Here is a 13,594-nt window from a genome sequence, read left to right as displayed (position 1 = left end):
TGCTACTTTAACAATTTTTTATAAATTGTGTTAAAAATAGTTAAAAAATGTTAGTTCCTTTTTAAGTAGGAACTATTGAAAAAGGATAGATTTATGGCAAAAATTTTAGTTCCAATGGCAAATGGATTTGAAGAGATAGAAGCAATTTCAGTTATTGATATTTGCCGCCGTGCAGGAATAGAAGTTGTAACTGCTGGAGTTGAAGATAAAGTTTTAATAGGTGCTCATAATATAAAAATTGAGATGGATAAAAAAATAACTGAAGTATATTCAAGCGATTTTGATATGATAGTTCTTCCAGGTGGTCTTCCAAATGCTTTTACTTTAGCAGAAGATGAAAATGTTCAAAGACTTTTAAAAGAATTTGAAGAGAAAAACAAAAAAATTGGAGCTATTTGTGCAGCTCCTTATGCTCTTCACAAAGCAGGAGTTTTAAATCAAAATTATACTTGTTATCCTAGTTTTGAGAAAAAAATAAAAGATGATGGCTACCAAGATGATAAAAATGTGGTTACTGATAACAATGTAATTACATCAAGAGGACCAGCAACTGCTATTGATTTTGCACTTGAAATTGTAAAAACTTTAAAAGGTGATGATATTTATCATCAAGTTAAAACAGGTCTTCTTGCATAATTAATATAAGCTCTCTTAGAGCTTATGTGATATTAATATCTTCTCAATAAAATTTTAGATAAAATCTTTACTTAAAAAATAAAATAGAAGATTTATAAAATATGTCACAAATACCACAATTTACACATTTACACTTACACACAGAATATTCACTACTTGATGGTGCAAACAAAATAAAACCTCTTGCAAAAAAACTAAAAGAGTTTGGCATGAAAAGTGTTGCAATGACCGACCATGGAAATATGTTTGGAGCAATAGATTTTTATAATGCAATGAAAAATGAGGGAATAAAGCCCATTATTGGAATGGAAGCTTATATTCATAATAGTGAAGATTTAAGCGATAAGACAAATAGACAAAGATTTCACTTATGCTTATATGCAAAAGATGAAATAGGATATAAAAATCTTATGTATCTTAGTTCCCAAGCTTATATAAATGGTTTTTATTACTACCCTAGAATAAATAAAGAACTTTTAAAAAAGCATTCACAAGGACTTGTTTGTAGTGCTGCTTGTTTACAAGGTGAAGTAAACTGGCACTTAAATACTCAAAATGAACGAAATGTAAAAAATGGTGCAAAAGGGTATGAAGAAGCAAAAAAAATAGCACTTGAATACAAAGAGATATTTGGTGATGATTTTTATTTAGAAATTATGCGACATGGTATTGGTGACCAGCATTTTGTAGATGACCAGATTTTAAGAATTTCACAAGAAACAGGAATAAAAGTAGTTGCAACAAATGATACTCACTATTTAGAGCAAAAAGATGCAGATGCACATGAGGCTTTTATGTGTATTGCTATGAATAAACTTTATGATGATCCAAATAGATTAAGACATAGCGTTCATGAGTTTTATCTAAAATCACCTGAGCAAATATATAAACTCTATGCTGATATTCCAGAAGCCATAGAAGCTACTCAAGAAATTTCAGATAAATGTAATTTAACAATAAAGCTAGGAAATCCAACTCCACCAAACTTTAAATTTACAAGAGATAAATCAAAAGAGCTCAATATTGAAATTCCAGAACCACAAAATGAGTACTCTTTGGAAAATGATAAAATTTTATTTGCCCATGAGTGTAGAGTTGGACTTATAGATAGATTAAAACTTGTCCCTGAAGATAAACATCAAGAGTACAAAGATAGACTAGAAACAGAAATAGAGATAATTAATAATATGAAGTTTCCAGGATATATGTTAATAGTTTGGGATTTCGTTAAAGTTGCAAAAGATATGCAAATTCCTGTAGGTCCAGGAAGAGGAAGTGCTGCTGGAAGTTTAGTTGCATTTAGTTTAAAAATCACAGATATTGATCCAATTCCTTATGGTTTACTTTTTGAGCGATTTTTAAATCCAGAAAGGGTTTCAATGCCCGATATTGATATGGACTTTTGCCAAAGCCGTCGTGGTGAAATTATTGATTATGTAGTTCAACAATACGGACGTGCCAACGTTGCACAAATTATCACTTTTGGTAAGCTTTTAGCAAAAGGAGTTATAAGAGATGTTGCAAGAGTTTTAGATATGCCTTATGCAAAAGCTGATGCTATGGCAAAACTAATACCTGATGAGTTGGGAATTGATTTGAAAAACTCTTGGGAAAAAGAGCCAAAGATAAAAGAGCTTTGCGAAGCAGACCCACTTGCAGCTAGAGTTTGGGAATATGCTCTTGCACTTGAGGGATTAAATAGAAATGCAGGAACACATGCAGCTGGAGTGGTTATCTCAAATGAGCCGCTTTGGAATAAAACTCCACTTTTTAAACCAAGCGGACTTGATACTCTTGCAACTCAATACAATGGAAAATATATTGAAGATGTAGATTTGATTAAGTTCGACTTTTTAGGTCTTAAAACTTTAACAGTAATTGATGAAGCTTTAAAACTAATAGAGCAAAGACATGGAAGAAAAATAGATTTTGCAACTGTTGATGTAAATGATAAAGGTGTTTATGATTTAATTCAAACAGGTGATACTTTAGGACTATTTCAAATAGAATCAGATGGTATGCAAGATTTATGTAAAAGATTAAAACCATCAAATTTTGAGGATATTGTAGCCGTTCTTGCACTTTACAGACCAGGACCTATGGAATCTGGAATGTTAAATGACTTTATAGAAAGAAAGCATGGAAGAGCAAAGATTGATTACTTCCATGATGAGCTAGAAATTGCACTAAAACCTATTTTGGAAAATACTTATGGAGTTATTGTTTATCAAGAGCAAGTTATGCAAATTGTTCAAAGTGTTGGAGGTTTCTCTTTGGGAGGTGCTGACTTAGTTAGACGGGCTATGGGTAAAAAAATCAAAGAAGAGATGGATAAACTAAAAGGTCAATTTGCAGATGGTGCTGTAGAAAAAGGTTTTACAAAAGCCTATGCAGAAGAGCTTTTTGATTTGATTGTAAAATTTGCTGGATATGGATTTAATAAATCTCACTCAGCAGCATATGCTTTAATTACTTTTTATACATCTTACTTAAAATGTTACTACACAGCCGAATTTATGGCAGCACTTTTAACACTTGAAAAAGATAATACAGATAAAGTTGTAAGATATGTTGATGAAGTAAAAAGATTAGGACTTGAGCTATTTCCACCTGATATAAATAAATCAGATTTAGTATTTGCAGCAAGAGTAGTCGATGATAGAGAAGTTGTTATGTTTGGAATGGGTGCAATTAAAGGTGCTGGAGATGTTGCTATAAACTCAATATTAAATGCAAGAGAAGATGGTAATTTTGCAAATTTATCAGACTTTGTATCAAGAATAGATGCTAGCAAAGTAAACAAAAGAGTTATAGAATCTTTAGCAAAAGCAGGTGTTTTTGATAGTTTTGGATATTCAAGAAATGCACTATTAAGTCAAATAGAAAAAATAGTTGATGGTGCTTCAAAAGCTTCAAGTGCAAAAAAAATGTCACTTGGTTCTCTGTTTGGCGATAGCACAGAGCTTACAAATATAGAAATTGAACTTGATAATTTACCTGAATATTCAAAAAAAGAGATTTTAGAGCTTGAAAAAGCTAGTCTTGGTTTTTATGTTTCAGGTCATCCTCTTGATGAATACAAAGATAAAATAGAAAAAATAAACTATACTTTATCTTCTCAAATAGATGAGATAGCAGATGGTAGCCAGATTTTGATTGTTGGAAAGATTGAAACAATATCTGAAAAAATATCAAAAAAAGGTTCTAAATTTGGAATTGTATCAATTTTGGATTTTCATGGAACTGTTGAATTTATGTTATTTGAAGATAAATTAAAAGATCTTCAAGAGAATTTTGATTTAAATGAACCAATAGCTTTTAAGGTTAGAATTTCAAAAAACGACCAATTTACAAGAATGAATGTTTTAAAAATAGAGACGATTTTCGACGCTCAAAAAGAGAAATTAAAAATTAAAGCAAAAGAGATAATAGAACCACCATTAACTATTGCTCTTCCATTTTCAGAAGATGAAAACTCTATTTACAGCCTATTTGATTTAATAATAAATAATCAAGGAAAAAGAGAGTTAAAAATAATCATAAAATCAAAATTAGCCGACTTAGAACTTGAAAGTGGAATAAAAGTATCAAATGCAGTTGAAAAACTAATTCACAATATAAAAGGAGCATATATAATAGATGATGAAAATTCTTCTAACAAATGATGATGGATACGATGCAGTTGGTTTAAAAGCTTTAATAAAAGCTTTAAGTCCTATTGCAAAAGTTATGGTAGTTGCACCTGCAAAAAATAAATCTGCATGTGGTCACTCTTTAACATTGGATAAGCCATTAAGACTTATAAGTGTTGATGATGAATACTATAAAATAGATGATGCAACACCAACAGATTGTATATACCTATCTTTAGGTCACCTTTTTAAAAATGGTTACCGACCTGATTTAGTAATAAGTGGTATAAATATCGGTGCAAATATGGGAGAAGATATCACATATAGTGGAACAGCTAGTGCTGCAATGGAAGCTGTAATTCATGGAGTTCCAGCGATTGCTGTATCGCAAGTTTGTGAAGATATGGGTAGAAGTATTATTGTTGATTGGAATTTTGAGCTAGCTTGTAATGTAATTTTGGAACTTGTATCTAGAATAGAAAGTGGCTCTTTCCCACTAGCTGAAAGAAAGTTTTTAAATGTTAATATTCCACCTTTAAAAGCAAAAGATTGCAAAGGTGTAAAAATCACAAAAGCTGGATACAGAGAGTACGGAAATGATGCACATAGACATACAAATCCAAGAGGTGAAGAGTACTACTGGATTGGACTTCATCCATTAAGTTGGAAACCTAGTCTTGATAACTCTTGTGACTTTGAAGCTATAAAAAATGGCTATGTATCAATAAGTCCAATAATGCTAGATATGACATCACATAGCGATATACAAAATTTAGAAAATTGGCTAGAAAACTAAAAAGAAAAAATTAAAAAAAGGAAAGATTAAACTATGAATTTAACAAATTCAATTACAAAACATATAACAAAACTTGTAGGAACTCTAAAAAGTGAAGATGAACTTCAAGAAATATTAAAAAGAAAATTTACAAAAAGAGAGTACAAAACTTTCATAGCTTTTGAAGAAGGCAAAAATATAGATGAAATAAAAACTCTTTTAAAAGAAGACGATATAAAAGAGGTAGAAAAAATCTATAAAACTGCTATCAAAAAGCTAAATCAAGAGATATTAAAAAGGGAGTTGGTAGATTTATAAAAATCTACAACACCATTTTTATATCACTATGTTCACCTAGAAGTCTGAAAAGTTCAACTCTATCATCTTCATTATGAACTAGCATTTCCAAGCTATAACTTTTGAATTTACCTTTTGAGCTAGTTCTTGATGACTTTAGATTATGTTCTCGCTCAAAAATTACCTCTTTTACACTTTTTTTAATATCGCAAGTTTCCAACACAACAAGTTTGTATTCCCAACTACAAGGGTAGTTTAACTCTAATTTTTTATCACTTAAATCTATCATCTTTTAAAATCTCCACTTTTTCCACCGCTTTTACTTTCAAGCTGAATATCTGAAATTATCATACTTTTATCAATAGCTTTTACCATATCATAAATTGTAAGAAGTCCAACACTAACACCTGTTAAAGCTTCCATCTCAACACCTGTTTGTCCATTTAGTTTTGCTGTAACAAAAAGTTTAAAACTATTTGTTTGTGGTAACTCTTCTATATCACAATTAATTCCACTCAAAAGTAGCGGGTGACACATAGGTATCAATTCACTTGTTTTTTTTGTACCCATAATCGCCGCTATTACTGCTGTTTGCAAAACTGGACCTTTTTTCACAATATTTCCAATAATTGCATCATAAGCTTCTTTACTCATAGTAATCTTTCCACTTGCAACTGCAATTCTATGCGTCTCATTTTTTCCTGAAACATCTACCATTTTTGGTCTATTATTATCATCAATATGTGTTAAATTCATAGCATTTTCCTTAATATTTAAAAAAAATATTCTATTCTAATATAGATTAAATAGGAATTAAGTTTATTTAATTATAATCCAAGCTCAAATTTAAAAAGAAAGTGGGTGATTTTAGTGCCAGGCATTAAAGTTAGAGATAATGAATCTTTTGACGAAGCGTATAGAAGATTTAAAAAGCAATGCGACAGAAACCTTATAGTTACAGAAACAAGAGCTAGAAGATATTTTGAGCCAAATACGGAAATTAGAAAAAAACAAAAAATTTCTGCTAGAAAGAAAATGCTTAAAAAATTATATATGCTTAGAAGATACGAATCTAGGTTATAAGATTTATTATTTTCCAAGTAAAAGCCCAGTTCCTAGGAATTGGGCTTTTTTTATTTAGATAAACTTAAACAATACAAGGCTTATAGCCATCATAAACATCCCCAAAGATATTCCAACTAAAGATTCTCTTGATTTAACTAAAATCTCCATAAAAGATACATAAATCATAACTCTAGCTTACGTAAAATCTCATCCAAATTTAAAAAGTGCTAAATCTCTATCTAACATAACTTGCATATTTCGTATAGTGTATATTTTATCTTTTATGCTATTTTCATTTATGATTAAATCTTGCATTTTGTTTCCTTGCTTGAAAGATTTTTTAAATCTTAGCAAAAGAGAGTCAAAATAGAAAGAAATATTGCAATTTGTAAATAAATTTTGATTTTTATATTTTAAAGTTTTTTGTAGTTAAGGTTTCTTTACAAAAATACTGACAATTTTTTATCGCTTTCTTTTCAAGAAATAATCTGGTTTTTTTCTAAGATGCATAATAGCCAAGATAATTATTTCATTTATCAAACTTTTTAGAAATTTTTCTAAAAACTTCATCTCCATTTATAAGCTCTGTTTGATTTAATTCAATTTGATTTTTTCGCTCTTTTGCCTCTTTTATCCATAAATCAGTTATTGTTTTATCTGTTGGATTTAAGCTAGATAATATTTTATCAACAATTTTTGTTTTTATATCTATTGGTAAAAGTTCTACTTCATCTAATAGTTGTTTTTGATTTAATGCCAACATTTTAAATCCTTTTTTAAATTAAGTTGCTGATTATATCATATTTGATTTTTATATTTTAAGATTTTTAAAACTAAGTATTTAACACTTTATGTAAAATCAAAGCCTCATTTGGTGTAAGTTCTTCAAAATGATTTAACCATCTTTCGCTATGTACAATAAGAGTTCCTTTGACTGCTTTTAAATGATAATCCAAAAATTTATCTTCATTTTCTATAACATAAAAAATAATTCTCAAACTCTTAATGCTTTCACCAAAAAACCAAGCTGATTTATCCACTCTTCAAAGAGTAAATCTATATCAAAATCTACTTTTTTGTTTTCATAAAATATTGCATAAAGCTCATCTGAAATCTTTTCAAATAGCTCTTTTCTAGCTTCAAATCCTTTTGTATCATTTGCTAAAAACTTTTCAATATGATTCATTTTGATTCTCTTTTTTTATATTTATTGGCAAGTTTTTATTAAAAATATGAAATACAAAAATCTCTTTTTTATCAAAATCTACTTCATAAACTATTGTATATCCTTTAAAAGTCAAATCTCTTATATTTTCATCATCAAAATAGTATGATTTTCTATATTTTAGAGGAAAATCTGATAATGCTTTAATAGTTTTTAAAAGTTCTTTTTTGAAGTTTTTCGCAGCACTTAGTTTATCTTTTGATATAAACTCATAAATAAGATATAGATTTTTTTAAAAATTATTTGAAAGTTTAATTTGCATATTTTTTATCTATTTCTTTTTCAAATAAATCAAATCTTTTCTCAAACTCATCTATTGAATAAAGCTTTTCTTTGCCATCTTTTATATCTTCTCTTATTTTTTGAAGTTGTTTTTTTCTATCATCAAAATATATATCTTCATAATCGCTACTATTTCGAACTAATATTTTATTTTGACTTTTTTGTACAAAGTTTAGAAACTCTTTCAAAAAACTATCTTGAATATCTATTGTTAAAGTTTTCATAAAAAATCCTTTTTAAATCAAGTTTTAGATTATATCATATTTGATTTTTATATTTTAAGCTTTTTCAAATAGCTCTTTTCTGGCTTCAAATCCTTTTGTGTCGTTTGCTAAAAACTTTTCAATATGATTCATTGTAATTATGATATTTTAATGTATTAAGAAATTGATTTATTCAAAATTTTCACAAAATCTCCAATCGCTGGATTATCAAATGGTTTAATAGTTTTTTCTCTAGGTTCAATAATTTCTTCAATATGGGTGCCTGAAAATAGTGATAGCCCTTGATTAGATTTTTTTATTATCTTTTTATCTTCTACCGTATTATACTTATTTGATTTAATAATAGTCATATTCTCTTGTATATGTATTGGCTTAGCTGTACCTTTTATAATTTCTAATTTTCCTAAACTTTCATTAGTATCTGGGTCAAATAGTTCTTCTCCTATTTCATATACTAAAAATTCATAGTTATCTATAATATTCTTTTTAAATCCTGCATTAATAACTAATGTCTTATCATCAATAACTTTTATAACTTTAAACATTTAATTCTCCTAGTATATTATTTGGGATAGTAGTTTTTACTATTCCTTTTTTTATTAAATTTTTATCTATCTTTTCAGAAAATACTTTTATTATTTTTATTGATATCAATCCACTTTCTTGAATATTCTCAACAAGACAAAGACAAAGTAGCTCTTCATATAATTTGTCTAGATGATATATAGCTAATAGTGAATTTATAGAAATTTTTTGGTTAGTTTTTAATATCAATCTATCATCATCTATAACTTGAATTATTTTTATTGTATCTATAATTTGTTTTTCCCAAATAATTTTATTTAATATACTAAAAAAAACAATTAGGATAAATAAAGAGATTGTTAAAAGAGCCAAAAACCATCTAATTGATATTTGTGCATTTAAATCAATAAACATAGTTGTTATGCTAGATAAAAACCCAATAACTGCCAAAATAATATAAATTCCTTTTTCTGTTATTACTTGAACTATAATATTTTTCATAACACACCCTCCACAATTTTAATCTCATCAGGAGTTAAATCATAGAGTTTATAAACCATTTGGTCGATTTCTTTATCTGTAATATTGATTTGGTTTTGGATTTCTAAAACTTCTTTTTTATCATTTTCAAAAAGTCTTTGCCAGTCGTTTTTGAAATTTCTTTCTTCTAATTTATCAGCAAATTTTATTTTCTTTGCTTTTGCATACTCTTTTACAAAATCATCAAAATCTAGTTCTTCAAATTTTTGTAGTTTTGTAGAAACTTTTTCAAGATTTAATTCATTTATAAAGTTTTGTTTTAGCTCTTGTAATCTTTTATTTAATTCAAGCATTAAATCAGCTTTTTGGATAAAGGGTTCTTGCTCTTTTAAACTTATTTCTTTTATGGGTAATTTTTTTAAATTGACTATTTTAACTTCAGAAAAAGTTTTTCCAACCTCTGGAACAATTATTTGATATAAGAAATTTAATAATTTAGAATTTAAAACTGATAATAAATATTTATGATTAAATTTTTGTGATTTATCAAATAATAAATGTGTTGTATCCATCGTAAAATTTTTCTTATTATCATAAGATACTACTAAATGGTCAGATGTTTGTCTAAAAATTAATTTTTCATCTACTAGATACATTAATTCATTTGTATTACTCCATAATTGTTCAGGGTCAAACAATACATATATTTCATTTACTAAAGGAGTATATTTATAAAAATCCCTACCTCTTATTATTGGTCTATATCTGTCATCTAATTGTTGTTCTGATAAAAACTTTTTATTATCTCCAGTTTTTATACCATTGTAAAATTGAAAATTATCACTTCCTAGAGATATAGAATCTTCAAAAGATTTATTCCATAAAGAAATCAAACTATCTGAAAATAAAAATTTATTATCGGGAATATTTTTAAATTCGTTTTGATTTAATTTAAAAATGTAAGGAGTTGAATATTCTTTTTCACTTTTTGAAGATAGCAATATTGTATTTTTTATTTCATCTTTACCAATAACAAATATAGATGAACCACCAGTATCAGCATCTTCAAAAACTTCATATTCTAAATTAAATAAACTATGAATTGAAAAATCATCTATTAAATATTTCCTAAAATTAGCATAAAAATAATTTGTATAAATAGTATTAGGAACAATAAAAGATAACAAACCAGTTTTTGAAATTAGTCCTAAAGATTTTTCAATAAAAATTAAATATGAACTAACTTTATATGCAGAAGATAAAGGAAATTTACTTTTATAATATTCGATTTCATTATCTTCAAATTCTTGTTTTTTACCAAGTGCAAAAGTTATATACGGTGGATTTCCAATAACTACATCAAAACCACCATTTTCAAAAACTTCTTTAAACTCATCTTGCCAAACAAAAGCATTTGGAACTACATTTTTATCATCTATCAAAGAGTTTCCACATTTTATTTTATTTACCAATTTAGTAAGCGGTCTTCCTCTTTTTGCAGTTCTTAGCCACAAACTTAGTTTTGCTATTTCCACTGCATCTTCATTTATATCTACACCATAAAGATTGTTTTCAAGTATCTCTTCTTCTACCATATAAGAAGCGAACAGATCGCCCATTAAGGCTAAATCATTTTGAAGATTTTTGTGTTCAGATATTAAGTATTCCAAAGCTTGATTTAAAAAAGCTCCACTTCCACAAGCAGGATCAAGTATTTTTAGATTTAAAAGCCAGTTTTTATACTCTTGCAGGTTATCTTTTGTTTGTTGCTCTTGTTTTGTTAGTTTTTTTGGGTTTGATGGTGAGACTAAAGTCTCACTTCCAATTTTTAGTTCTTCTCTTTTTTCTTGGCACATTTTTCCCAAAGTGTTTTCAACTATATATCTTGTGATGTACTCAGGAGTATAAAAAACACCATCTTTTTTTCTTTTTGATTTTGTTTTATCAAAGTTTACATTATCTATATTTGCTTGAAGCTCTTCAAGGTCTGTTAAACTCTGCTCAAAAATATGTCCCAAAATATTTACAGATATTTCACTTGCAAAATCGTAGTTTGAAAGTATTTGTACATTATCATCTAAAATATAATCATCTATAATCAAACTATCAAGAAGCTCATCTACTGCAAAAAGTCCTCCATTGTATTGAGGGATTTGTAGTTTGTCGTTTCCTTTGTTTATAGCATCAAAGTAGAATTTATAAATATCATATAAAGTATAGTTTGTGAACTTTTGATTTATAAACTCCTCTCTAATCTCTTTTATCATATTTGAACGAAGCAAATCTCTATCTTCTGCAAACAAAATAAAAATAATACGGTCGCATAGTTTTTGAGTGAGTCTTAGAAGTGTTTGTTGGTTTGGAAGTGAGGTTTCAACCTCACCATTTAAAACAGATGGGATTAAAATCCCATTTCCTAGATTATTTTTTACAATATTTTCAAAAAGAAGTGTTCTAAAGTTTGAGAAATCTTTATATAGTTTTTTAGATATATCTTGCTCAAAGCTGTTTGATTTTTCTTTTAATTTTAGAGGAATATCAGCTTTTATACTTTCATAAGAGATTAAAAGATGAAGCTTTTTAAACTCTTCATAATTTAGAGTAAAAAGATTAAACTTCTCATAAGCTGTCTTTTTATCTACATAAAATCTTAGTTCATCGAAATTTGAGATTATTATATATTTTGAGTTTGAGTGCGAAGCGTGATAGTTAAATGCTTGTGTTTCTATTTTGTCAAGGTTTCTTGTATCTTGAGCTTTTAGCTCAATCACTCCAATAACTTTTTCATCTACATAAATTACACCATCTGCTTTTTTACTATCAGTTTCATTTTTCTTTTCTCGCTCAAGATTAAAAGATTTTGGATTTGTCATATCAAGAGTATAGCCTAAGCAGTTTTCAAAAATATCTACCAAAAAACCATCTTGATATTTTTCCTCTTTTACTGTTTTTATATATTCAACTTTTGCTAAAAACTTTTGAAATGAAGCCCAACGAAGTGCAACTTTAGCTTCATCTTGTTTTGCACTATTTATTATTGATTTTTGAAACATTGACATAAAAATAGACCTTGTGTGATTTTGTTAAGTTTAAATGTTACCATTTTTTTTGAAAAAGAAGATAAAAATTGGAAAATTAAAAATTGATTTTATAAAAATTTTAAAGTGGTACGCCTGGTAGGAGTCGAACCCACAACCCCTCGGGTCGAAACCGAGTATTCTATCCAGTTGAACTACAGACGCACTTGAAAAATTAGGATTGAAGTTTATCCTAATTTTGCTTAAAAATTTTAGAAGAAGATATTATCTAAAACTATTAAAAAGAAGAAAACTATTCCTAAATAACCGTTTACAGTAAAAAATGCTCTATCTATTTTTCTAAAATCTTTTGAAACTAAATAGTGCTCATAACTTAGCATCAAGGCACTTATAATTACTGCTAAATATCCAAAATATGAACCAGATGAGTAAATAACAAATAAAAGCCAAAATAAAACTGTGAAAAAGTGGAAAACTTTTGAAAAAAGCATCGTCTTTTTTGCACCAAATTTTGAAGGAATTGAGTGAAGACCTAGTTTTTTATCTACATCAATATCTTGTAGCGAATAAAGTAAATCAAACCCAGCAACCCAAAACATAACTCCAATACTAAGAAGTATCACCCAAAAAGGAATAGTTTCACTAACAGCAACAACCCCAGCAATAGGTGCAAGAGCCAAAGAAATACCCAAAATAATATGTGCTAAATAAGAAAACCTCTTAAAGTATGAGTACGAACCAATTATTATCAAAATAGGAAGTGATAAAATCAAAGCCAAATCATTTACAAAATAAGCTACTAAAATAAATGCAAAAGCATTTGCCACAAAGAATAAAAACATAGCTTTTGCAGATACTCTTCCATCTACATTTGGTCTATTTTTTGTTCGTGGATTTAAAGCATCTATATCTCTATCCATAAAACGGTTGAAACCCATTGCAAAATTTCGTGCAAATACTGCACATAAAGTTCCCAAAATCAAAAGTTTAAATCCAAACCAAGGAGTTCCATTTACTTGTGAAGAAGATACAACCATAGCTATAAATATAAATGGTAAAGCAAAAACAGAGTGCTGAAACATCACTAGTTCACTAAAATCTTTTATTTTTTTTATTAATTTTTCCATGGGCTGGATTTTATCAAATAATGAGTAAATTAATGCTTTTTGGTTATAATCAATCAAATTTTAATATGGAATTAATTATGAAAAAATATATATTTCTAATACTTTTAAGTATTTTTTCTCTACTTTTTACATCTTGTAGTACAAAAATTGATGAATCTATAGATAACTCAAATACAGCTGATATATCAAATCTTTTAGATCAACTGGCACAAAAAGAGAAAGATATAAATGATATTATAAAAGAGCTTGAACAGTGTGGAGCTACAAAAAAAAGAGTAGATTAAAAAA

General features: G+C 27.7%; 17 protein-coding genes and 1 tRNA gene. 6 read left to right on the top strand and 12 right to left on the bottom strand.

Annotated elements, in window-relative coordinates; all coding sequences use genetic code 11:
- Positions 1–93 precede the first annotated feature (93 nt).
- The 4 genes from CJ670_RS00995 (at position 94) to CJ670_RS00980 (ending at position 5,361) form a co-directional block, all read left to right on the top strand.
- Complete coding sequence (locus tag CJ670_RS00995) at positions 94–636, top strand: DJ-1 family glyoxalase III (protein ID WP_105911361.1); 543 nt, start codon at positions 94–96, stop codon at positions 634–636.
- Between the two features lie 101 nt (positions 637–737).
- A complete protein-coding gene (gene dnaE / locus CJ670_RS00990; protein ID WP_105938530.1) occupies positions 738–4,301 on the top strand; it encodes a DNA polymerase III subunit alpha in 3,564 nt (1,187 codons plus the stop codon).
- Positions 4,276–5,064: a 5'/3'-nucleotidase SurE gene (gene surE, locus CJ670_RS00985; RefSeq protein ID WP_105938529.1), complete on the top strand. Its 789-nt coding sequence runs from the start codon at positions 4,276–4,278 to the stop codon at positions 5,062–5,064. The genes dnaE and surE overlap by 26 nt, the downstream gene beginning before the upstream one ends.
- A gap of 33 nt (positions 5,065–5,097) precedes the next feature.
- Positions 5,098–5,361 carry a hypothetical protein gene (locus CJ670_RS00980; protein WP_105938528.1) on the top strand — a complete coding sequence of 88 codons (264 nt, stop codon included), beginning with the start codon at positions 5,098–5,100 and terminating at the stop codon, positions 5,359–5,361.
- 4 nt (positions 5,362–5,365) lie between these two features.
- Here CJ670_RS00980 and CJ670_RS00975 read toward each other — a convergent pair whose 3' ends face one another.
- Entirely contained in the window at positions 5,366–5,629 is a 264-nt protein-coding gene (locus tag CJ670_RS00975) for an HP0495 family protein (RefSeq protein ID WP_105911357.1), read from the bottom strand.
- Complete coding sequence (gene moaC / locus CJ670_RS00970; protein WP_105908169.1) at positions 5,626–6,096, bottom strand: cyclic pyranopterin monophosphate synthase MoaC; 471 nt, start codon at positions 6,094–6,096, stop codon at positions 5,626–5,628. The genes CJ670_RS00975 and moaC overlap by 4 nt, the downstream gene beginning before the upstream one ends.
- Positions 6,097–6,210: 114 nt before the next feature.
- Between moaC and rpsU the strand changes: the two genes are divergently transcribed.
- Positions 6,211–6,423 carry a 30S ribosomal protein S21 gene (gene rpsU, locus CJ670_RS00965; RefSeq protein WP_105911410.1) on the top strand — a complete coding sequence of 71 codons (213 nt, stop codon included), beginning with the start codon at positions 6,211–6,213 and terminating at the stop codon, positions 6,421–6,423.
- A 511-nt stretch (positions 6,424–6,934) separates the two neighbouring features.
- Here rpsU and CJ670_RS00955 read toward each other — a convergent pair.
- From CJ670_RS00955 to mqnP, 10 genes are all read right to left on the bottom strand, one after another.
- Positions 6,935–7,168 carry an addiction module protein gene (locus CJ670_RS00955; RefSeq protein WP_105938527.1) on the bottom strand — a complete coding sequence of 78 codons (234 nt, stop codon included), beginning with the start codon at positions 7,166–7,168 and terminating at the stop codon, positions 6,935–6,937.
- 70 nt (positions 7,169–7,238) lie between these two features.
- Positions 7,239–7,403 (bottom strand): hypothetical protein, encoded by a 165-nt coding sequence (locus CJ670_RS10775; RefSeq protein WP_165785163.1) that lies wholly within the window; start codon positions 7,401–7,403, stop codon positions 7,239–7,241.
- Positions 7,400–7,591 (bottom strand): hypothetical protein, encoded by a 192-nt coding sequence (locus CJ670_RS00950; protein ID WP_105938526.1) that lies wholly within the window; start codon positions 7,589–7,591, stop codon positions 7,400–7,402. Before CJ670_RS00950 ends, CJ670_RS10775 begins: the two co-directional genes overlap by 4 nt.
- Positions 7,578–7,847, bottom strand: coding sequence for a type II toxin-antitoxin system RelE/ParE family toxin (locus CJ670_RS00945; RefSeq protein WP_207763599.1), 270 nt, complete (start codon positions 7,845–7,847; stop codon positions 7,578–7,580). Before CJ670_RS00945 ends, CJ670_RS00950 begins: the two co-directional genes overlap by 14 nt.
- Before the next feature lie 34 nt (positions 7,848–7,881).
- Complete coding sequence (locus CJ670_RS00940) at positions 7,882–8,136, bottom strand: hypothetical protein (RefSeq protein ID WP_066183714.1); 255 nt, start codon at positions 8,134–8,136, stop codon at positions 7,882–7,884.
- 155 nt (positions 8,137–8,291) lie between these two features.
- Positions 8,292–8,681, bottom strand: a complete 390-nt coding sequence (locus CJ670_RS00935; RefSeq protein WP_105938525.1) for a hypothetical protein — start codon at positions 8,679–8,681, stop codon at positions 8,292–8,294.
- Positions 8,674–9,162, bottom strand: coding sequence for a hypothetical protein (locus CJ670_RS00930; protein WP_105938524.1), 489 nt, complete (start codon positions 9,160–9,162; stop codon positions 8,674–8,676). The genes CJ670_RS00935 and CJ670_RS00930 overlap by 8 nt, the downstream gene beginning before the upstream one ends.
- Entirely contained in the window at positions 9,159–12,200 is a 3,042-nt protein-coding gene (locus tag CJ670_RS00925) for an Eco57I restriction-modification methylase domain-containing protein (RefSeq protein WP_105938523.1), read from the bottom strand. Before CJ670_RS00925 ends, CJ670_RS00930 begins: the two co-directional genes overlap by 4 nt.
- A 106-nt stretch (positions 12,201–12,306) precedes the next feature.
- Positions 12,307–12,383: transfer RNA gene (locus tag CJ670_RS00920), tRNA-Arg, on the bottom strand.
- Between the two features lie 47 nt (positions 12,384–12,430).
- Positions 12,431–13,306, bottom strand: coding sequence for a menaquinone biosynthesis prenyltransferase MqnP (gene mqnP, locus CJ670_RS00915; protein WP_105938522.1), 876 nt, complete (start codon positions 13,304–13,306; stop codon positions 12,431–12,433).
- Positions 13,307–13,326: 20 nt separating this feature from the next.
- Between mqnP and CJ670_RS00910 the strand changes: the two genes are divergently transcribed.
- The gene (locus CJ670_RS00910; RefSeq protein ID WP_165785162.1) at positions 13,327–13,590 is read left to right on the top strand and encodes a hypothetical protein; all 264 of its coding nucleotides are present in this window, start codon (positions 13,327–13,329) and stop codon (positions 13,588–13,590) included.
- Positions 13,591–13,594: the final 4 nt, after the last annotated feature.

Source organism: Arcobacter cryaerophilus gv. crypticus (assembly GCF_002993025.1).
GTDB lineage: Bacteria > Campylobacterota > Campylobacteria > Campylobacterales > Arcobacteraceae > Aliarcobacter > Aliarcobacter cryaerophilus_B.
This window is presented reverse-complemented; position numbering and strand designations above follow the sequence as displayed.

Excerpts from the sequence above, each read along its gene's own strand:
- CJ670_RS00940 (WP_066183714.1), bottom strand. The coding sequence starts at position 8,136 with ATGAAAACTTTAACAATAGATATTCAAGATAGTTTTTTGAAAGAGTTT.
- CJ670_RS00925 (WP_105938523.1), bottom strand. The coding sequence starts at position 12,200 with ATGTCAATGTTTCAAAAATCAATAATAAATAGTGCAAAACAAGATGAA.
- CJ670_RS00935 (WP_105938525.1), bottom strand. The coding sequence starts at position 8,681 with ATGTTTAAAGTTATAAAAGTTATTGATGATAAGACATTAGTTATTAAT.
- CJ670_RS00995 (WP_105911361.1), top strand. The coding sequence starts at position 94 with ATGGCAAAAATTTTAGTTCCAATGGCAAATGGATTTGAAGAGATAGAA.
- CJ670_RS00975 (WP_105911357.1), bottom strand. The coding sequence starts at position 5,629 with ATGATAGATTTAAGTGATAAAAAATTAGAGTTAAACTACCCTTGTAGT.
- moaC (WP_105908169.1), bottom strand. The coding sequence starts at position 6,096 with ATGAATTTAACACATATTGATGATAATAATAGACCAAAAATGGTAGAT.
- surE (WP_105938529.1), top strand. The coding sequence starts at position 4,276 with ATGATGAAAATTCTTCTAACAAATGATGATGGATACGATGCAGTTGGT.
- CJ670_RS00930 (WP_105938524.1), bottom strand. The coding sequence starts at position 9,162 with ATGAAAAATATTATAGTTCAAGTAATAACAGAAAAAGGAATTTATATT.
- CJ670_RS00955 (WP_105938527.1), bottom strand. The coding sequence starts at position 7,168 with ATGTTGGCATTAAATCAAAAACAACTATTAGATGAAGTAGAACTTTTA.
- CJ670_RS00950 (WP_105938526.1), bottom strand. The coding sequence starts at position 7,591 with ATGAATCATATTGAAAAGTTTTTAGCAAATGATACAAAAGGATTTGAA.
- dnaE (WP_105938530.1), top strand. The coding sequence starts at position 738 with ATGTCACAAATACCACAATTTACACATTTACACTTACACACAGAATAT.
- CJ670_RS00910 (WP_165785162.1), top strand. The coding sequence starts at position 13,327 with ATGAGTAAATTAATGCTTTTTGGTTATAATCAATCAAATTTTAATATG.
- mqnP (WP_105938522.1), bottom strand. The coding sequence starts at position 13,306 with ATGGAAAAATTAATAAAAAAAATAAAAGATTTTAGTGAACTAGTGATG.
- CJ670_RS00980 (WP_105938528.1), top strand. The coding sequence starts at position 5,098 with ATGAATTTAACAAATTCAATTACAAAACATATAACAAAACTTGTAGGA.